The 19,422-nt window shown below is 43.2% G+C and carries 18 protein-coding genes and 1 pseudogene; all 19 read right to left on the bottom strand.

Going from position 1 to position 19,422, the window contains the following annotated elements:
* A pseudogene (locus B5F87_RS17470) lies at positions 1-428 on the bottom strand (hypothetical protein); the annotation flags it as partial.
* Positions 429-836: 408 nt separating this feature from the next.
* Positions 837-1,115, bottom strand: a complete 279-nt coding sequence (locus tag B5F87_RS17480; RefSeq protein WP_087283356.1) for a hypothetical protein — start codon at positions 1,113-1,115, stop codon at positions 837-839.
* A 17-nt stretch (positions 1,116-1,132) separates the two neighbouring features.
* Complete coding sequence (locus B5F87_RS17485; RefSeq protein ID WP_087283358.1) at positions 1,133-1,360, bottom strand: DUF6440 family protein; 228 nt, start codon at positions 1,358-1,360, stop codon at positions 1,133-1,135.
* A gap of 184 nt (positions 1,361-1,544) precedes the next feature.
* Positions 1,545-2,348, bottom strand: coding sequence for a hypothetical protein (locus tag B5F87_RS17490; RefSeq protein ID WP_087283361.1), 804 nt, complete (start codon positions 2,346-2,348; stop codon positions 1,545-1,547).
* Positions 2,349-2,371: 23 nt separating this feature from the next.
* A complete protein-coding gene (locus B5F87_RS17495; RefSeq protein ID WP_087283363.1) occupies positions 2,372-3,016 on the bottom strand; it encodes a hypothetical protein in 645 nt (214 codons plus the stop codon).
* Positions 3,017-3,087: 71 nt separating this feature from the next.
* A complete protein-coding gene (locus B5F87_RS17500; protein WP_087283365.1) occupies positions 3,088-5,556 on the bottom strand; it encodes a hypothetical protein in 2,469 nt (822 codons plus the stop codon).
* A 16-nt stretch (positions 5,557-5,572) separates the two neighbouring features.
* Complete coding sequence (locus B5F87_RS17505) at positions 5,573-5,977, bottom strand: PrgI family protein (RefSeq protein ID WP_087283367.1); 405 nt, start codon at positions 5,975-5,977, stop codon at positions 5,573-5,575.
* A 21-nt stretch (positions 5,978-5,998) separates the two neighbouring features.
* Entirely contained in the window at positions 5,999-7,030 is a 1,032-nt protein-coding gene (locus tag B5F87_RS17510) for a hypothetical protein (protein WP_087283369.1), read from the bottom strand.
* Between the two features lie 82 nt (positions 7,031-7,112).
* Positions 7,113-7,547 carry a hypothetical protein gene (locus B5F87_RS17515; protein ID WP_087283371.1) on the bottom strand — a complete coding sequence of 145 codons (435 nt, stop codon included), beginning with the start codon at positions 7,545-7,547 and terminating at the stop codon, positions 7,113-7,115.
* 188 nt (positions 7,548-7,735) lie between these two features.
* Positions 7,736-11,065 carry a hypothetical protein gene (locus B5F87_RS17520; RefSeq protein WP_143405277.1) on the bottom strand — a complete coding sequence of 1,110 codons (3,330 nt, stop codon included), beginning with the start codon at positions 11,063-11,065 and terminating at the stop codon, positions 7,736-7,738.
* A 314-nt stretch (positions 11,066-11,379) separates the two neighbouring features.
* Complete coding sequence (locus B5F87_RS17525) at positions 11,380-13,239, bottom strand: hypothetical protein (RefSeq protein ID WP_143405278.1); 1,860 nt, start codon at positions 13,237-13,239, stop codon at positions 11,380-11,382.
* Positions 13,240-13,316: 77 nt separating this feature from the next.
* Positions 13,317-13,625, bottom strand: a complete 309-nt coding sequence (locus B5F87_RS17530) for a hypothetical protein (protein WP_087283378.1) — start codon at positions 13,623-13,625, stop codon at positions 13,317-13,319.
* Between the two features lie 115 nt (positions 13,626-13,740).
* A complete protein-coding gene (locus tag B5F87_RS17535; protein WP_087283380.1) occupies positions 13,741-14,232 on the bottom strand; it encodes a hypothetical protein in 492 nt (163 codons plus the stop codon).
* A gap of 19 nt (positions 14,233-14,251) precedes the next feature.
* Positions 14,252-15,019 carry a J domain-containing protein gene (locus B5F87_RS21495; RefSeq protein ID WP_087283382.1) on the bottom strand — a complete coding sequence of 256 codons (768 nt, stop codon included), beginning with the start codon at positions 15,017-15,019 and terminating at the stop codon, positions 14,252-14,254.
* Positions 15,020-15,173: 154 nt separating this feature from the next.
* Positions 15,174-15,608 (bottom strand): ATP-binding protein, encoded by a 435-nt coding sequence (locus B5F87_RS17545; protein ID WP_087283384.1) that lies wholly within the window; start codon positions 15,606-15,608, stop codon positions 15,174-15,176.
* Between the two features lie 14 nt (positions 15,609-15,622).
* Positions 15,623-16,135, bottom strand: coding sequence for a prealbumin-like fold domain-containing protein (locus B5F87_RS17550; RefSeq protein WP_087283387.1), 513 nt, complete (start codon positions 16,133-16,135; stop codon positions 15,623-15,625).
* A 12-nt stretch (positions 16,136-16,147) separates the two neighbouring features.
* A complete protein-coding gene (locus tag B5F87_RS17555) occupies positions 16,148-16,915 on the bottom strand; it encodes a hypothetical protein (protein ID WP_087283389.1) in 768 nt (255 codons plus the stop codon).
* A 16-nt stretch (positions 16,916-16,931) separates the two neighbouring features.
* Positions 16,932-18,074, bottom strand: coding sequence for a ParM/StbA family protein (locus tag B5F87_RS17560; protein WP_087283391.1), 1,143 nt, complete (start codon positions 18,072-18,074; stop codon positions 16,932-16,934).
* 350 nt (positions 18,075-18,424) lie between these two features.
* The gene (locus B5F87_RS17565) at positions 18,425-19,309 is read right to left on the bottom strand and encodes a TraM recognition domain-containing protein (RefSeq protein WP_087283393.1); all 885 of its coding nucleotides are present in this window, start codon (positions 19,307-19,309) and stop codon (positions 18,425-18,427) included.
* Positions 19,310-19,422 lie beyond the last annotated feature (113 nt).

Consider the following 19,422-nt stretch of genomic DNA (forward strand, 5'->3'; position numbering starts at 1 on the left):
GTGTTCCCCCGGTAAAAACAAGGCATAGCCAGAGGGTTCCGTTTTAAGGATGGCCGCTTTCCCTGCCTGCCCCCGTCTTCCCAGTTTTTAAGCTGGGAATGGTAGGCGAGGATATTGCCCACTGCAGTATTGATGGCATCCCGGCGCAGGTAGGACGGGAACTTGTAAAAGTCCCGGTCGAACTTCGGGTACTCCGCAGGATGGCTCTTTGTGCTGTGGACCAGCCGTTCCATATACTGCTGGCGGTGCTGCTGTGCGATGACGGTCTTTCCGTTTGCCGTGATATACCCGTTGAGGGGAAGGAGGTCTCCATAATGGAGGTCGGCGATATCCATCAGGTACCTCACGGCAGCACGGTAGATCCGCAGCGTCGCATCGAACACATGGTATGCATTTGTGATCTTTAAGCCGTAAGATACGATAGCCATAGTGATCCCTCCTTTCCCGGCATCCTTTACAATTCATGATAGATACAGTATACGATATCCATTATTAGTTGTAAAGGAGGGTTGTCCATGGAGAGAGCCTTATATAGAACAAACTAAAGCTTTATTATTGGAAGCCATATTTCTGGTCGGACAGATACTTTATCTGTTCCGTGAGTGACCGGACGCATGCGGTCATAGCGGCGTACATTAAGAGCCAAGGACGCACACCCCGCCTAAATCATAGATTGTAGACGGGGTGTGCGCTTATCTATATAATCGAAACATTTTCATCAATGCATCCATACGACATCACTCGTCCTGCGGACTTGAGATCATGTCATCTTATGAGAAAAAATTAAAAAAAAGAGCCTTCTGGTTTTATCCAGAAGACTCAAATTTTTGCTTTTGCTATTTTCCTATAACCAAAGGCAGATTCAAAAATTTGCTTAGAAATTCGGCATCTTCGATAAGTTCTTTCCAGGTGTTTTCTGTTGGATTTCCTGTATCAGTCATTTCTGCAAATATCAACGTAGAATCCTCGGCCATATCCGTTTCGGATATATACTTATAATCCACATCTACATATTGTCCATACGAATCTCTTGAACACAATACTCTGGATGTATCTGTTAATCGGGATTTATCTAACTGCTGATTAATCCAATTGACTACGAAATCACTGAACATTAACTTTGACTCCTTTCCTATTCCTGTCCCTCAATGTAGAGACTTCCATCAGGGTTATATCGTGGGGTGATACCTCCGCTTTTGTAACCAGAATAAACCAAGTAATTAACTCCGGTTTTTTCATCAACATAGACATGAATCCAATCAGAAGAAACCGATTTCTCCGTTTCTTCATTTTCACTTCCACTGCAGCCACTTAACAGCAAGCAAACTGCCATAGCAGTAATCATCAGTTTCTTTTTCATAAATCATTTCCTCCTGTTTTTGATTTTTTTGACATCAACAATATGGGGAAAAAGATAGAGAAAAATATATGAAGAACATCAAAAAAAAGCGGAACATAAGTCCCACTTTTAGTGGGTAATAAAAAAGTCAAACCTCATCATACATAATTTTCAGAAAAGCGAGGAAATTCCCCGCTTTTGAAAATCATGCCCCTTTTTTGCGATAAAAGATAAACGAGGCAACACCGACCACGAATACCAGGATAGCACAGAATAATAATTTATTCACATAGTATTTAACCCCTTTTTTCGGAGTATCTGTATCCTCTTCTTCCTCTTGATCGACTTTCTCTATCACATCCTCATCGGGCGGGTCTTCTGCTATCACAGATGCTTCTGTACTGTTATCTGCAGCATCTTCCGTGGAAGCAGAAATATTATCGATAGAATTGTTTTCTGTACTGCCAGTCGTTTCCTGGGAAGGGTTCGCCGTACTGGCTACCGCTGTGGATGAATACGGAGCTACTGCTAAAATATCATTATCTGCCATCGATACCTGTGTGGAACCGATATACAAAGATATCCGATTTACGTTTCCATTTGTGAGAGTGAATGTTTTTGTAGCTCCATATCCTTGCTGGAACACTGCAGAATTCAACCCTTTGTATTCAATGTTTGTCACAGAATAGGATCCGGCAGGCAAGGAATAACTTTCCTCTGCGAAATTTTTCCCATTAATCTCGATCACAGTCTCCTCGCCAGCTTCGGAAGATATTGTCACTTTAAAGATATCATCTGCTGCCAATGGGATGTCCGTCTTTACGTCAATAAAATAAGTGCATGAAGCAGGAGCCGGCGTTTCTGTGGTCGGAGAGGCAATGGTCTCCGCCTGTGTAACAGCGGCTGGCTCCGCTGAATCTTTCTTCGGCGCTGCCGCATAAGAAGTAAAAGGTAATGTACAGAATATGCCGCACAAGGAAAATGTCATGACCAGTTTCTTTAATCGCATAAATATATCGCCTCCCTGTATGTTTAGTCAGAATACCGTGTATTCTGATCCGTTGGTATATCATCCTCCGGAGATTCAATGATTGTGTTGATATCTGTCAGGTCAGGCATCAGGGATTCGCTGATCTGTTTTTCAATCGCCACCGCTTCTGCTTCTTCCGCCGCGATCGCTTCATCCATCTGCCGCAGCTCCTGTTCCGTTTCCCTCTCCGCCTCTTTCATGATCTTTTCAATATCAATGCTGTCATCGCCTAATAGTAATGTCTTTGTCCCATCGAAGGCAAGGATTAGTTTGTAGTTATCCAACGTTTCATAAAAATCACAAAAAGCAAGATGCTGGAAAAGGATAGTCAACATACCCTGAAAATAAAAAGGTACAACTTGTAGAACTAAGGCAGTATCCGTATCCTGATTCAACCATTCCATACTGATCTTTGCAGCCCTTAAAAAATCTACCCGTTTATCTTTTTTAAATAAAGCAGTAACGACAGTACATCCGCCTTCTCCCTTTATAACGATGGGGGCATTTAAGTAAGCAGTATCAACTGTTACTGGTTCCCCGGTCCCAGAGGGTGGTAATTTTGTTGTCATAACTGCGGATGCGCTCCGTGGAGCTCCATCTTCATCTGTGTAGCTACTCAAAGTGTAAATTGTCTTGAGATCAAGCATATACTTTTACCTCCCGTATATAATATGGAAGGAATCCTGAACGAAATCGACTCGCCCAGAATTCCTGTAAGTTAACTGATATTAGAAAGATCTTCGTTCGGATTTGTAGACATGATCTTGTAGAGCATAGTATTCCTTGGAAAATTATCATCAAACGGCACAAAATCTTCCCCGATCTGCAAGAGTCCCATTCCGGGTTTTGCACGGCTGATGTATTTCTGCTCCATTGGGGAGATGTTTAACAACTTAGATAACTCTCTTCTGTTGATATCCGATTGTCCCAATAAGATCTTGAAGTAACTGTTATTGATAACAGTCCGAGCTTCATTGGAACGGAGCATATCTTCGATATTCTGCGTGATCGCAGTCGGATATCCATTCCATTTTCTCGCCTGTTTCCAGATATCAGAGATATATGTTGCCGAAGTCTGATTGTTCATAAGGACATAAAATTCGTCGATGTAGAGCCAGGTTCGAATCCCCAGCGTAGCATTGACCATCATCCGGTTATATACATACCCAAAGGCGGTATAAAGTCCTAATTCCTCAAGCCCTGTACCCACGTTACGGAGGTCATAATTGATAAACCGGTTATCAATGTTGACATTCGTATGATGGGCAAATAAAGCATATGTACCATCCACAAACCGTTCCATAGAAAGGGCGATGGTCTGTGCTTCCGGTTCTGGCATATGCAGCAACTCTTCATACAGATCCCGCAAGGTTGGATTCTTTTCATAATCGTAATCTTTGCCGGTACGTTCCAGATATTTGATAAAATCCTCATATACATATTTACATGCCCTGGTGATGACGGTCTTTTCAATTGGTGACAGTCCTTGCTGCCCTCCCACGATGATGTTGCATAATCCCATCACATAATCTGTCTTTACGGTCAACGGGCTTTTCCCTTCAAACCCTGTGTTAAGGTTAATATCCAGCGGATTGATGTAGAAATCAGCACCTTCGGCAAATTGCTGACAGATACCACCCATAGTATTTACAATCGGGTTATATTCGCCTTGTGGGTCGATACAATAGATCACATCTGGTGTAGATAAGAGGACATTGATCATCTCCCGTTTTGCGGAAAACGATTTGCCGGCTCCAGGGACACCTAAGATGATGGCAGCGGGGTTCGGGCCTGTTGCCCGGTCATATAAGATCATGTTTTTGCTGACTGCATTCAATCCATAATATCTTCCGCCCGGTTGGCGTATTTCCTTCATGTTGAAAGGGAGCAGCGCAGATACAGAATCGGTCTGCATCATACGGTCGATCTGCAGCTGGCACACAGCCAAAGGCAAAGAAGAATTAAATCCCGGCTCCTGTTGCGTGCCACTTAACGGGCGTATCGTCATCAAGTTTTGGTTCGCGATCCGAATCGCCTGCTTTTCAATCTTTTTTAAATTGTCTTTATCATCGGCAAAGAGAGTCAGTATGGTCGTGACAGTGAAGATCCGTTCGTCCTCTTTCGAGACATCCGACCGTAAGTTATCTACTTCCCGTTTTGCCTCATCTATTTCCGGGCTTTGGATGGCATCGGGAAGAACCCCATGCTTTAAGCTGTCTTTTTGCCGTTTGTAGATGATTCCCCGAATTGCCATGCTTTTCTCTTTGAGCATTTTTGCACTATCATCTTTTGCGATAGAATTAAAATGGATACTGAGCAAGAAATTAGCCGGGAGGATCTCAAAGTCAGATAAAACACTGGCTTTCAGCCAGGTTGGGTAGTTTGCTACATAGTAACTTTTTGCAACCGATTCCCCAAGCACGATCTCCGGTTTTGTAAAGTTCATGACCGATGGTGCAATAACTTCTTTTGTCGTGATCCCCTGTCTGGCACAGTTTTCAAGGGAAAAAGATTCGACTTCATGCCCTTGTATCATCTGCTTTTTATAGATTGGGGATGGGTCCTGGTTATAGATCTCACTCAGTAGGTTCAAGCGGGAAATAGTATCCATCGGTGTTACGTCCCTATTTACCAGGTGGGCCAGCCGTTCCGCTACTGTTGCATCAATCTGGCTAAACACAGCAATGGCATCCCTGATATCGTCTGCCGGGGCAGAGATCGTCAGGTATTTTTTAGCGATCAAATTATTTTTTGCCCCGAGCATCTTTTCAAGCAGCATGTCGTTATATTCTTCCCGGTAGGAATCCAACCCGTCTGCCTGCATTTCCAAAAGAATCTCCTGCATAAATTCTTCCATGCTGATAGAACGGTTATAAACAGTGACCTCAATTTGGATCTCTGGTTCGAAGACACCTAAAAATTCTCCGTACATTCGGGCGATCGCGTCCTGTGATTCATTTTTTGCTAACCGGAAATTAATCTCCGGCAGCATATAAGATTTTGTAAATACACCTGGTGTTGTTTCAATGATCCCATTGTCATACACCATATAGTAAGGGATACTGTCCATGATATTTTTTGGAATGATATCCTGCTTCTTCGATGAGGCGCGTTTTCCCTTATGTCCTGCTTTATCTGTTTTCTCTTTCTTAACTTTTGCCGGTTGTTTTTCTAACAAAAGAGGCATTTTCTCACTCCTTCCATCATCGGTAGCCCCGGTATTCTGGGTGCTGCATCAATTCTTTTTTTGTGATAGGTTTCTTTTTTTTCTTTTTTTTCCGTGTGTCTTCCGTAGTGATATACTTCTGTTTTTCAACGCGGTTGGGTGGTGCCAGCATATAGCGGACAGCAAAAACAGCCCATTTTTCCAAGGGGACTCCCATTGGTTCGAACCAGCCAAACGCAAGGCAAGGAAGTCCGCAGATCATAGCTGCGATAAAGATCAGATAATAATCACGGATTCCTAACGGGCGCAGGACAAAGAAATAACAGATGGCGGCACACCCTACTGCCCCAACTGTAAAGAGTAATTGCCGGACGGTGCATAACCCGGCACAAGTCTTCATTTTGTAAGACCGGACATCTTTTGGCACTCTTTTTTCGATCATACGTAAGCTCCTTTCTACTGTTTACCGTGCGCCCAACATATCCCTTGCAACCTGATCGCACTTAAGGATCGCGCCAATCGCCCCAAACTGGATGACTGTATAAGGGATGATCAATTTCAGGTTACCAATGATATTGTAAAAATTGATTGCATTAATCGCTAAAACACCCTCATCATCGAGTAAATTGCCGGAAGTACCTGCAATCCATGTAACGATCCCGGATTGCAGCCAGGAAGCCGCGCTCATGATGACAATGATGACAGCGAACGTGATCCCTGCGGCTATGAACTTTTTGAGGTATTGAATCCCAGTGGCCCTGCTTCCCTCATCATAACTTTGTGCCAGGGCAATCGGTGAAAATATCCCATAAGCGATCAGCTGGATCGCATTTGATACACAGACGAAATAGGCAACGCACTGTGCTACGAAACACAAAAGGAACGGCAAAAATAAAGTAAGAATACTAGAGAGCATCTTCAGAGTACGTTCCAATGCCCCGCCGCCAGTGAATTTCTTGCACTCAAAAATTGTCTGCATGGATACTTCTGTTCTGTCATCGTCATTGCCAGCCTCTGAATCCAAGATGCCTTGTGTTACGGAATCAACAGGATCTGGTAAAGGATCCGTATAGTTGTCCGGAATCTCAGACTGTCCAAAGTAGGTGATCCTTACGTTATCGGAGCTGGACGTGATATTTGGCATTTCTTCTGCTACATAGTCATAACCTGCCGCACAGACATTAAATGCAGCGACAATCAGATCCTGTGAAAAGATCAGCAAGACAAGGACGAATACGACCTTGGTAAAACTCAAGACCATCTTGTCGAATGTTAAGAAGTCCTTTGCGGATAAATTCCAAAGTTCCATGAAATAACCAATGATCGCGATCAACCCGGCAATACCCAGAAAGAGAGCCATCCCTTGGGTAACAGCGCCGTTTTCCGCAAATACATTCCTCAATGCCCCGATGATAGATGACATAAAGCTTGCAGTATCCTCAATGGCGCCGCCACCAAAAATGGTCTGGAATTCCATAAATAAAAACGATCCCATATTTCACTCCTTCCTGTTATTTTGTGGAGGACGGGAAACAGTATGTATTTCCTGTGCGTCCCCCACAAATGGATAGCTGCGATTAAAAGGTATAAAGCAGGTCAATGAGCCCAAAGCCATTTACGATCAGACCGCTTGCAGTCAGAAAGACGCCAAGGATAATAGCCATGGCTGCCCGGGTCTGCCCATCTGTATCCTCATTTCTAAACGACATGATCGCTTTTGGAATACTAAACGCTACCATAAGGATGCCAACAGCACTAAAGGCCATACAGAGGATGTTGATCAAATCCCCCAGTAAGTCCTTGATGATCTTTTCAGCATCATTGGCAGCGAAAACCGGGCAATATGCGCCAAACAGGAAGTTAAATGCTAAAAGGAAAGTGGTTGTTACTTTTAACAGGTTCTTCCTGATCTTTGTAAATCGTCCGTTTTTCTTTTCCGGTACACAGCAAACAGATTTGTTTTTCTTTTCCGGTACACAGCAAACAGATTTCTCCATTGTATTCGGCGACATTCCGCCTCCCTCCTTTCTAACGGGTTCCCCGTTTAATCCAAAAAGGAGAAAGACATCTGACGTCTTTCTCCGTTAATAATTTGCTGAGTAAAGTGGTTTGAATTTTAAAAAAAGAGGTTTTGCGGAAAGGCTGCTGATCTGCATAAAAAAAATCCGCCAGTCAACAAAATAGACTGACGGATTTTATACTATTTCCACCGGAGGATCGTCCGGATCTTAGAATTTTGGTAAGAATTACTGTAGTCAATGTAACAGCCGACTTTACCATAGCCTTGTTTTTCTGACTCGCCGCCGCCATCATAGACCATAGGGTGTCCTTGGGAATCGGCGCCGGCATATACGACAGAATGGCTGTATGTGGAACTGCTCAGATTGATGATATCTCCCGGTTGCAGTTTTCCTTCTTTGGTTGCTTGATTCAAGGTCATACCTACAGCACCGCCCCTTTCGATCAATGCCATTTTGTTGAGAAGTTTTCTGCGGCTTTGACCGGACGGCATATGGAAGGTGCCGTCACTGGAGCCATAGAAGGTACAACCTTCTGGTAAAAGGCCCATCTCTTCCAGTGCCCATTTACCAGGGCCGATACAGTTAATCTCTGCTTTTTCGTTATTCCGTAATTTTTTCTCAAAGGTACGGAACGTCCTTTCACATCCACTGGACCGTTCCACGTTGGATGCATTTGTCTTTACCGTATTGGAGATCACACCTAATTTCTGTAAAAACATCTGAGCATTGGCGTTATTTGTGTCAATAACCACTGTATCACCATTGACATACTGCGGTCCGGACGGATTTTTTAAGAAAGAGCCACCATTGACAAATTTTGTAACTTTGATAGACGAGGAATCCGATCCAGCTACCGGTGCAAGTCTGGTGCAATAAGATGATGGATTTCCTGAAGGTGCCGTGGAAGATTTCATGAATTCCAGGACAGAACATACACTTTGGTTTCCTGGAGAGACCGTATGTCCATAGTGGAAGCCGTTAAACATAAAGTTTGTATTTAAGTTATGATAAGCACCGCCATCGTAACATCCTTTGTTATCGATCAGGATTAGCGGCAGGATCGTCCCATCTTCCAGGTAGGCATCCACATAATCCCCGATCTGTCCAAAGTGGCCGACGATTGCACAAAGGTATCGTTTCTGCCCACCGACAATGATACAAGGAGTACCCAGCATGCCGTCCTGTTCTGTGCCGACATTTTGTCCATTTTCATACCACGCATCAACGACTTGTTTCATTGGATTTGATGGACTAGTTGCCACACCTTTCGCCCATTCCATCGTACCTTCATAGGTGATGGATTGTTTAAAATCCTGTGGGATATCAAATGCTTCCCCAGCGATCGGTGACTCACCGCCAGCATAAGAAGCAGATGTGATGGCACAATCAAAAAGTTCATCGAAGTAGTATGTAGTGAGGATGACTTCAAGGTCGGTATATTTCGCATTTCCATTTTCATCGGTCTCCTCGCTTGGAACTTCTTTCGTAGTGATCACATGACTGCCATTATATAAGCCTCTAAGGTAATTATCCAACTCTGTCCGGTCTGCGTTTTCCAGATCAAAGTCAAAGTAGACTTGTGCCATAGAAAGCATTTCCACAGAGTTTGTCGTCTCCGTATAATCAAACTCTTCTTCTGTATATACCTCATTTGTTTTGTGGTCATTGGACGGGTCATCATCACGGTCATTAAAGGTATAGATAATGTTCCGGTATCCCTGTCCGATCCCGTAGTTTTCCATTTGTGACATTTGGGACTGGAAACTGGATGCGATGACCTCAAAACAATGGTCGCGGGTTTCTTTATCATTGGCACCCCAGTTAAACATCTCCAGGATAGCTGTGATAGAAACGATAAAGATAGCAAAAATGGAGGCCGCAGCTAAGAGAATGCCGGCAAAAGCAAGGATACCGGCTTTGACAGCAGCTAACTTTCCAAGAAATTTACCTATCCATCCCAATGGATTAAATCGGCCTTTGGTCAGGATGCTTTTTGCTGGTTTGATAAGCTTGCGACGCAAGATCCGTGTCGGGAGGATCCGATCCAGGATGGCATCCCGCTTTGCCTGTCGCGCCGCTTTTTTTCTGACTTTCTTTGCTTTCTTTTCTGCTTTCCGTTTGGCACTCTTTGATAGATGTTGACGCAGCGCCTGTTCTGATCTCTGGACAGATTTCACAGCTTTTTTCGCAATAGAATTTTTTTCTGCTAATGTATTCGCCAAACGGGTCTTTGCGGCAGCGGTAGCGGCTTTCGCGGCAAGCAAAGCGGCCTCTTTTGCGATAAAGGCTGTCGCGCGGAATAGCAGGGCGGCTACACGGAAAGCATTTCGCAGGGTCCGGCGGCTATGAAAGACAATAGATCCGGTGAGCAGCATCGCGTTCATTGTATCGTCCTGCCGCATATACTTATGGGAGAGCCGCTTTGCCACCCAGTACAAGTGCAGATTGTTATGACTGCGGAGTGCCTGGATATTTGCAGTTTTTTTTGCGACTGTATATAAGGCATTCAGGTCGGCGTCCGGGAATCTGCCTTTCAATTTTGCACGGAAAAGCTGAGCGGACATAAAAGCACCATCGACAGAGAACGTACCGATGCCTTCTTTTATCAGCAGCTGCCGGATATCCTTCTGAAACAATTTCACATCTTTCAAATCCCAAAGGTTGTCCGGGGGAAGATGAAATCTCACATCCTTAAAGTAACCAGATCGTAACACCTTGAGTGCATCCTGGAATTTTTTATCTTGGGTAAGGCTTGCAGCAGCAAAGCTGGCTAAACTCTTCTTTCCTGCCCGGCCTAAAAACGTGGCAACCGGCATAACATTGTCTGTTAAAACCCGGTATCCCTGCCCGGCATCCGTCTGCTCGACATAGGACATCACAAAACGCCCAGTGGACGCCAAAGACCGGTATTGCATCTTCCATATTTTTTCTGCACCGTTGGTCAATGAACGCATCTGTTGGGCGAATGCTTCTGTTTGCCCATTTTCGGAAAATATTTCATTAAATTCCGCTTGATGATCAGCTCCATCCCGGTGAATATCTGCGGCTTTTTGCTCATCTGTTGCTACAGCATCGTCCTGTATGGACAAAAGTTCTTCAATATCATCAAAACGATCCTCTTTTTCTGCGCCTCGTCTTGTAGATCCGCCAATTGCAGATGGTTTTTCCCGCATTTTTTGAAGCCAGTCTTCATTTTCCTGCTCTTCCCGGCTTTTCCTATGGGCATCGCGGTAACTCCTTCCTATTTTTGCGAAATTCCCGTAAGTATTTTGCTCAATTCCGTTTTCATTGGATGTAGAGCGGGTATTGGTATACTCTGGTGAAAACGCATATTCCTGCCTTGCTGCTTCAGGGCTTTTGGAGTCCTTTCTGGAAAATTCCTCCCTGCGATCCGCACGCTGCGGGTCTGTCCGCTCTTCTGTATCCGGCCTCGGGATGGCGGCTGTATCTTGATGGAATCCTTCTGGCTTACGCATCTCCTGCATCCAACGTTCATTTTCCTGTTCCACAAGACTCTTCCTATGGATATCCCTTCCGGAACGCTGCTCCGTTGGGAGGCTATCTTGTCTTACAGGAGATATTTCATCACGGGAATTTGTGTCAATAGGATTTGTGTCTATGGACGGGGAAAAAGAATCCTTTTCTTTTTTTTGGGCTGATGCAGGGTTGGATCTGTGATCCATTTCTGCCCTTGTATCACGCCGGGAACTGCCCCGTCCGGCAGCTTGGTTACCTGGCGGGCTTCGCCGGGCCTGTCCTTGCTTATCCGTCTCTTTCAAGCTATCTCTTTTATCTGACATAAAGATCGAATGCCCCCTTCCTATTATCTTTTTGACTTACCCTTTCGGCCTCCCGGCTTATCCGCTTTCGCTGGTTCTTTGGGCTCTTGCCTGGATACAGAGGTATCTACTGTTTCCGGATGGGAAGTGAAGAGTTTTTGTGACGCGGCAGTATCCTCCGCTGTCTTCTTTAAAAAAAAGAAATCCGTATCGGGGATCCTGCATATATTAATTTGATAACCTACCTGTAAAGAATTTTTAAAATCGCCTGCATCCGATGCTTTTAATAATTCATTATAGAGGGCATTCAAGTAGTCTGACCGCAGATAGTCGGTATATGCAGCGTCTGGATGTGTGGAAGAAAAGAGTAAACCAGTATACTTATCCAGCAGGGATAACATATAGATAAAGTTGAAATACAGATAGCGTTTTTTCGCATCCTCCTTTTTTTGTACGATTTGCCGTATGACAAGCTGCATATTCTGGTTTGATGCAGGGGTTTTATCCATAACAGGGATTATGACAGGAAGGCATCCTTTTGGGGGGCGGAAGTTGCGGGGTGCGTTCAACTGGATTCGATGTTGGTATAATTCCACTGCCTTAGATTTCAGTTTCTCAAAATTAGGGTAACCGTCGATTGTCCAATGGATATGCGTCCCTTTATTTTGGTCAAAGTCATCGATAAGGACTGATTGAAGCAGAGCCAACCACACGGAGTAAACAACTGATTCTTTCACAGGGTAATCTTCCGGCGGGATATCCATGCGTACACAGACAGATAACTTGAATGGCTGCCATAAATAATATAGGTAAGCCTCTTTTGCCTGTTCCATTTCACTTCTTATCTGTTCTATAGACTCTGTTAAGGATTGCTCAATCCTGGCGTATTGCTCCTGCTGTTTTTGTTTCTCACTTTCTACACGTTGGATCTCTTCTGTTTTTGCCATTGCTTTTTTTCCGGAGAACAATGAAAAACTGTCTTTTATTTTTTTTAATGAGAAGGGGAGACTTATCTGTTTGTGGCTCTTATCTACTTTTTCTTCCTGTTTTTTTTTAATTTCGGCTTCAGGCTCTGTAAAAGTGATTTCTGGGATAGTATTTGATTCTTGGGACTTTTTTTCCTCTCCAACTAACCCTTTTTCTCTGGAAGATGCTGCAGAAACCGGCATAACAATATCAGGGTGATTTACCTCATCGGCAGAAAAAGATTCTTTTTCGATATTTTTATCTGTAACCTGTTGTTCTGTTTTGACTGTTTGAATATTTTTTTGAAGATGAACCGTATCCTGCTCCTTGGTAGTACCCGCATCATACTCCTCAAAGGAAGAGCGATAGTTATCTGTCTCTTCTACTATTCGCTGTATTTGTGATGTTTGCTCTTCTGTAGCTTTCTCAACATAAGGGGTATGAGTGATCGTTGGTTGGGAAGGGGTATTTTCGGGAATCTTTTTCTTTGGCGGATGCGAAACTTGATTACGCTGCAAGTTTCGTTTCCTTTTTGATATTTCTTTGGATGATACAGTCTTTTTTGCAGCAGAGGGAAGGATTCCCCAGGATTCCGATTCCTCTTGCGGATCAAACTTCCATAAGACATCATTTTTAGTGAGAAGCCCATAAGGAATTCGATTCTTTTCAAGCCACCGCTGGAAATTATCGCATAACGGGGTATCCGGCCCCAAACTGAACACGACTTTCAGGCGGGAAGGGATCTGGAAACCATGTAAAGTTTCCAAAACCTTCCCGCCATGGTCTTTTTCTATATTGCAAAGGTCATTGATATTGAGGCTGCTATAGGAACAGGGATTCTTTTTGCTTAAAAATCCTTTTACTTTTTCCGCTTTATTTTTACTTATTTTGGAAGTGGCACCAGCGACTAAGATAAGAAAGCAGGTATCTTCTTTCAAAGCAGGATACTCCATCCATATATCAGAGGTGGAGATATTACCAAAGAGGGCTATGCAGAAATCCAAAGTGATCACCTCTATTCTTCTCTCTCTCCGTAGAGACTGTGTTCGAATGGGGCGAATGTCTGTGCTTCCCGCTTTGGGACTGGAATAAACCCATTGGCTACAAGGATATGTTTACGGATCTCATCGTCTGTAATAGGGATGTGATTAGCTGCAGCGCTGTGGACATAATTTTGGTATGTGGTATGTGTTCCATCGTCTTCTGTCGCTATGGTAGCAAAAAACGGGATCCGATGGATCTGGCATAACAACAGTACATCTTGTAATTTATTTTTTACACTTTCTAAATACTCTTCCCTTACGGTATATGATCTATCTTTCATAAAAAATCAATCCTTTCTGTATGTGATCTTTATACTTAATATGATGAGAACATGATTTCTACTTTCACAAAAAAAGAGCCATAAGCCAGTGGCCTACAGCTCATATCACGGCGTGTCAAAGCATCCCACATCCCTGATGGATGCCAGCATTGCCTGCATTTCTTTGTTCATGGGTAAATGACGAATTTTTTTCATAACTCTTTTCTGTATCTTCCTGCTTTCCTGTATACGTTGCGTCTACCGGTTCATTTCCTCTGTCAGATGCTTCCGCATACCCGTAGCTATGGTTATAGCAAAATACATGGAACTTCGCAAATGGAGTGAGGATCAGAAACACGATCGATAAAATAAGATTCTTTGCCATATGGAAGATTCCCATCACGATCAAATAAATAACAGCTAAAAACAAGATATAAAAAATGTTCCACATGATCTCCCCATTGGTCGATCCCTGGTTGACGATAAACAAACCGATCGCCAAAAAGAGAAATCCAACGCTGACAATGATATCGATCAAACCAGATTGAACAAGCAGGGATACCCCTTTATGCAGAAAGTAAAATGGCGCAGTCAACACCCTGCCAATAGAATAAAACATCTCTTTCATGAAAAACACCTCCTTTTCGTCAATGAGGCGACTGATATGCCCGCTTTAATACGGCATATGCATCATTGATCTTCTGTGACGCCTCGGCATCGCCTTCTCCGTTGTCTGGGTGAAACGCTTTTTGCAATTTGCGGTATCTGGATTTTAACTCTTCCAATGTGTAATCCCCATTGATCATAAATAATACCTTTGCATCATGAACAGGGTCCATATCACTTCTCTTCCGGTCATTTCCTTTTTCTTTATGGGTCCGTTTTTTCTCTTTTTTCTTATCCAACCCTGTGAGTCGGTAAAATGTCTCCCACGGTCTCTGCTTTGCCAGCGGCCCGTTCCGGTAAAAAAGAGGGGATTCGCCTACATAATCCAAAAGGAAAACCGCTGGTTCTTTCAAGAAAACTTTACACCAGATATGCACCACAGCACCGGTTTTATCTGGAAGCTCTTCCTTATAAGTGGAATAAAAGGTAAAACCTGAAATATTTGCCATGTCCATGACATAACCAGAAAACCGTAAGACATCGTTATGCTGAAAATAATCTATCTTTTTATACCGGATACAAAGAGATCCGGCATTAATGCGCCGCTTTGCTTCTATCTGCTTTCTAAGAAGAGCGCTGGCCGCTTCTTCAGTGATATCACAAGGGTGGCTCCGGACACAATCCGGAAGCTGATGGAAGCAGGTCCCACAACAGGCGGATGGGGTCTTTCCGATGGGATATATCGTTTCATGATCCATAACCTTACCGCATAATGCACAGATGATGGTCTTATCATTCTTAGTATTCAAAAAATCATCTCCTTTTCTTTTCGGGATGTGATCCTATTATAGCAGATATTAAAAAACAGAATTTATTTCCCTGCCGTTTTTTGAATGCATTTCTTTTGTCATTTTTCATTTAATATGAAAAAAAAGAGCCTAGCATTTTGCTAAACTCTCCTAGTCAAGAAATATGTATGACATCTGAAAAACCCTCGTGAATAGTCGGAACCTCTTTAATGAGATAAAAGAATAAGATTCCAAAAACAGGGACATGCCGCTGCCGTTTCCTGTTGTTTTTTAAAGCTTGGAACAGGCTTGTATCCATATGGACGGCAACAACCTGCTCATCCCTAGAAAGCAATTCTAAAAGTTTCTTCCGCTGTGTTTTCCGGATATTCATGCAATCGATAACAATATCCTTTTTAGAATTTAATTCCTGTAAAATTCTTTCGTGAAGAATCCCATGCACTTTCCCATGTCCCCGCAAGGTCAACTCTTTTCCATACAGCTCTTTCCGGATGTCATCTGTTCCCAGATAAGAGGCATTTTGTAATTTTTTTGCAAATGTTGTTTTTCCAGAACCAGGAATCCCAACCATGATATATACTTTCTGCATAATAGCCCCTTATCTTACAATGACGGATGACCGCAGTCATTTTTTAAACAGAAACTATTATAGCTGCATCCTGCGCGGTCATCCAGCAATATTTTTGTTTTTCCCTTTTCTCTATAGCGTGTATGGTTTTGGATACGATCCAACACAGTCGTAGTGATCTCCTCCGCAACATAAGCCGATAAGATCAATTTTTTTTCCATATCCCCTCGAACCCGTTTAAGTTTATAGGTGCCAACTGGGACATTTTTAAAAAGAGCGACCCCTTTTTTATTGATCTTCTTTGTGGTAATTGGTACCCATTGTGTGTCACACAATATATACTCGATGCCGTTATCTTGCCCCGATATAGGATCATTTACTTTGACTTTCAGATCACCCGTTCCAGTTGCAATCAGTACACTGTTTTCATATGGCTGCGAAGAAATTTCGTTGGTGTATCCCTGTACAGCATGAATCCGAAAAAGCAAAAGGAGGATAGCCATTGATAAAAAAATGATGGATAAGATAGCGATTGTTTTCTTTATCATGCTTGTACCCCCTTAGAACAATAAGTCAAATGCTGCTGTCAAAGCATCTTCATCAAATAGTGGTTCTGTATCCTCTTCCATAGGTGCGTTTTCTGGGGAGATGGCCTCCGCCGGTTCTTCTGGAATCCTTTCTATAGTCTCTTTTCTGTCAGGAACAGATGGTTCAGGACGACTTGAGAAAGCCGTTTCACTTGATAGAGGGACCTCTTCCATTGGAGCGGGGATAGACACGTTTACGGTAACATCCTCTTCTGTTTTTTCAGGAATCGGGTCCTGTAAGACCGTTACTTTGATCTGTTTTTTCTTTCCTTTTTCTTTCTTCCGCCGTTCTTTTTGGAACGCTTTATATTCTGCTCGCAGGGATAGCCATTTCTCCTCAAGAGACACAGTTTGAATGTTCCCGTGCAGCATAAGGAACCGCTCCTGGAACCATGGCATCTCATCGCTTTTAATACATGCATTGCCAGTAGGAGTCAGGATATAAGCTCGCATGATGCAACGGATAAAGTTGTTCCTTGCACCGGAAGATACTGCTCCCAACATGTGGATCACATCCTGATCGAATTCCTGGTCTAAATTAAGGAAATATTTCTTTAAACGTCCCATTGGAAAGGTCATGTTTTCTGGGGAAATGAACAAAAACCGTTCTCCGGCGGCAAAGGCTTTTAATGAGACATATGCCGCCTGCATGATATCTTTGTCATTTCCCCAGTAAGACAACAGATCGAGATCGTGCGGGGAATATAGTCTTATCTCTACTTTATATTTAGCAGATCCCATAAAACTCCCCCTTTAATTATTTGTTGCGGATATACCGGAAAAAGTAATATCCACGGGCATTGGAATACAAAAATGGGATAGATGGATCCTGTAAGTTGCTCGGAAGTACCTTCAACGTCTTCAGCCCGGAAAGGTATGATTTGATCTTCTCAAACCACGCTTCTCCCGTTCCGCCGGAAACAATGAAATAAGAAAAATCACGGAAGGAATTCGTCATGCCCTTTGTTTTTGCCATCGCCTGCTGGAACACGAGATCACTGGATCTTTCAAGGATCTCTGTGATCGGACGTTCTTCGGATTGTAAAGTATCATCATCCGTACAGATGACAACGCCTGTCTCCAGATTGTGCTGCAAAGACTGGATGCGGATATCTTCCCCGTATTCATCAAGGATCATCTTGGATACATTCTGCATAACTTCTCGCATACCGATATTGTCAATGGAGTTGGTGTTGACGATCGCCCGGGATTTGTATCCGTAGATATCCCCTGTACCAAAACCAAAATCGCCAACCAACGTATTTTTGTATAAAATATCCTGCGCGATCTGGGCATAATGTCCATCTTTCTTTACGATGGTCGAATACAATCCGCCAAACGGCTGGGATATGATGTTAATGGACTCTTTTTTTAATTGGATCTTGAAATCCTGCCACTTTCCTTTTCCTACCTTCAGGGAAAAATCCATGTCCTTCGTCAGTTCCTTTACCATATCCTGCGTATCCCCTTTTACATAAGACGCCGGAAGGCCCGTCTGTAAGAAAATGCCACGGTTATCCTTTTTTCCGGATAAAGCGATTCCAAGGGCTGTCCGGTAAGGGATATAAAAGGAAGGGTTTCCGAATCTTTTTCTAGAAAAAGATTCCTCGTCCGTATCATTTGTGCTGATACTGGAAAGCATCTCCTGTGCTGCATACCCGACCATATACATTTCCTGTGTTACATTATCCCTATAGAGGATATCCTTCTCACTCGGCAAACTGAGTACATCTCCATCGATTTTTTTCACGAAAGATGGAAAACAGAAATATCCAGACTCATAAAATACTTTCGTGCCGGAATATCCCACATCCAATCCAATGATGTAATCTTTTCCTTTTGGTACCGTTGTTAAATTATTAAACTCGTGTTTGGTTCTGTATCTTTTTGAATCGATCATTTTTCCCTCCTAATATAATGAATATGACGGATAACTGGTCGGATCTGTGCCAGTGGTCTATCACATACCGGTTACTGTCAGACATTGCCGTTGATGCATCAGTGGCACGATGATAATGATGCACGTGCAGATCTGTGTCAGATCATCACATCTATGTCAGCGGCATGGCATGATTGACACATCATGTGCAGGGGCGATATAGCCCCTGCCTGCCTTTTGTGGCAGCCTTAAACAACATATTCAGTTATCCGTCGCTCTTAATATGCAGAAAAAATATTTTTCTGTACGTCAAGAATAACACAAATAAAAAAAAGCCCCTGGTTTCCCTGCAATACCAGAGGCTAATAAAACTAAATTTTTTGTTGCAAGAGCTGCTTAAACTGTGTCAGACGATCACGATGAACCTTAAACAAGTAATTTTTGTTCGGTTCGGAATGATATTCTTCCTTATCTGACTTACTTTCTGCGAAGAAATCGTCAATATACGGAGCATATGGATCCGGGATGCCAATTCCGCAACCACATAAAGTAGTGCCGTTATTATCCGCAAAGATGACCAGGGACGGGAGTGATAACTCGACAGAAGCCTTTTTCACAAGATCTTTCAACAATTTAGGGGCAAAATGTTCGACGCTTTCGATCACGCAGATTGCTGGACTTTTATGGTCGTCCTGTGAAATATATTCATTTAATTCTGCAATAGTTTTTGCAAAAATAGACTGCATCAATCCCTGCGGGTAATCAATCTGGTCTAAAGCAGCATCCAGGTCATCGATAGACAGGTCGTCGGGTGATACTGCCTCCATTTTTTCACCATAGGCGATCGCTTCTTCCCTTGCTTCCATGACAGATAAGACCTTATCATCTGTTTTCCAGACATCATAATACGACATTTTTGCGTAAGAATACATTTCTCCACCGCCATCTGCTGTCTCATGATACAGTGGATGTTGGGTATAATCGTACTTTTTATCCCTGACAGGGCGGATTCCATCTTTTCCCCGCCCGCTGCCAGTAAAAGCGATACACTCATCCACAGGCAGCCGTCCGATCTCTTCTGCTGTCATCACTTCCCTTTTTGTTTGCTGGAACCCCTGGGAACTATGTCCCCGTCCATGGGATGTGTTCCTACTTTTCGAAGTGATCGTCTGGTAACCTAATTTTTCCTCAATATATTTCAAGGTTTCCGGTTCATTGGAACCTAAGAAAAGCCAGGAGTCACAGTTTGCGGTAATGGTTTATAGCGATAGGTAACATTTTGATATAATCTCCACGTTTTCCCCCGCTCCACACCGTGCATGCGATTTTCACCGCACACGGCGTTCCATCATTCAGTCAGTATCGTCTA

This window comes from Eubacterium sp. An3, assembly GCF_002159465.1.
In the GTDB taxonomy this organism is placed as follows: Bacteria; Bacillota; Clostridia; order Lachnospirales; family Lachnospiraceae; genus Anaerobutyricum; species Anaerobutyricum stercoris.

Coding starts and splice junctions, on each gene's coding strand:
- B5F87_RS17480 (WP_087283356.1), bottom strand. CDS start 1,115: ATGTTCAGTGATTTCGTAGTCAATTGGATTAATCAGCAGTTAGATAAA.
- B5F87_RS17485 (WP_087283358.1), bottom strand. CDS start 1,360: ATGAAAAAGAAACTGATGATTACTGCTATGGCAGTTTGCTTGCTGTTA.
- B5F87_RS17490 (WP_087283361.1), bottom strand. CDS start 2,348: ATGCGATTAAAGAAACTGGTCATGACATTTTCCTTGTGCGGCATATTC.
- B5F87_RS17495 (WP_087283363.1), bottom strand. CDS start 3,016: ATGCTTGATCTCAAGACAATTTACACTTTGAGTAGCTACACAGATGAA.
- B5F87_RS17500 (WP_087283365.1), bottom strand. CDS start 5,556: ATGCCTCTTTTGTTAGAAAAACAACCGGCAAAAGTTAAGAAAGAGAAA.
- B5F87_RS17505 (WP_087283367.1), bottom strand. CDS start 5,977: ATGATCGAAAAAAGAGTGCCAAAAGATGTCCGGTCTTACAAAATGAAG.
- B5F87_RS17510 (WP_087283369.1), bottom strand. CDS start 7,030: ATGGGATCGTTTTTATTTATGGAATTCCAGACCATTTTTGGTGGCGGC.
- B5F87_RS17515 (WP_087283371.1), bottom strand. CDS start 7,547: ATGTCGCCGAATACAATGGAGAAATCTGTTTGCTGTGTACCGGAAAAG.
- B5F87_RS17530 (WP_087283378.1), bottom strand. CDS start 13,625: ATGAAAGATAGATCATATACCGTAAGGGAAGAGTATTTAGAAAGTGTA.
- B5F87_RS17535 (WP_087283380.1), bottom strand. CDS start 14,232: ATGAAAGAGATGTTTTATTCTATTGGCAGGGTGTTGACTGCGCCATTT.
- B5F87_RS17545 (WP_087283384.1), bottom strand. CDS start 15,608: ATGCAGAAAGTATATATCATGGTTGGGATTCCTGGTTCTGGAAAAACA.
- B5F87_RS17550 (WP_087283387.1), bottom strand. CDS start 16,135: ATGATAAAGAAAACAATCGCTATCTTATCCATCATTTTTTTATCAATG.
- B5F87_RS17555 (WP_087283389.1), bottom strand. CDS start 16,915: ATGGGATCTGCTAAATATAAAGTAGAGATAAGACTATATTCCCCGCAC.
- B5F87_RS17560 (WP_087283391.1), bottom strand. CDS start 18,074: ATGATCGATTCAAAAAGATACAGAACCAAACACGAGTTTAATAATTTA.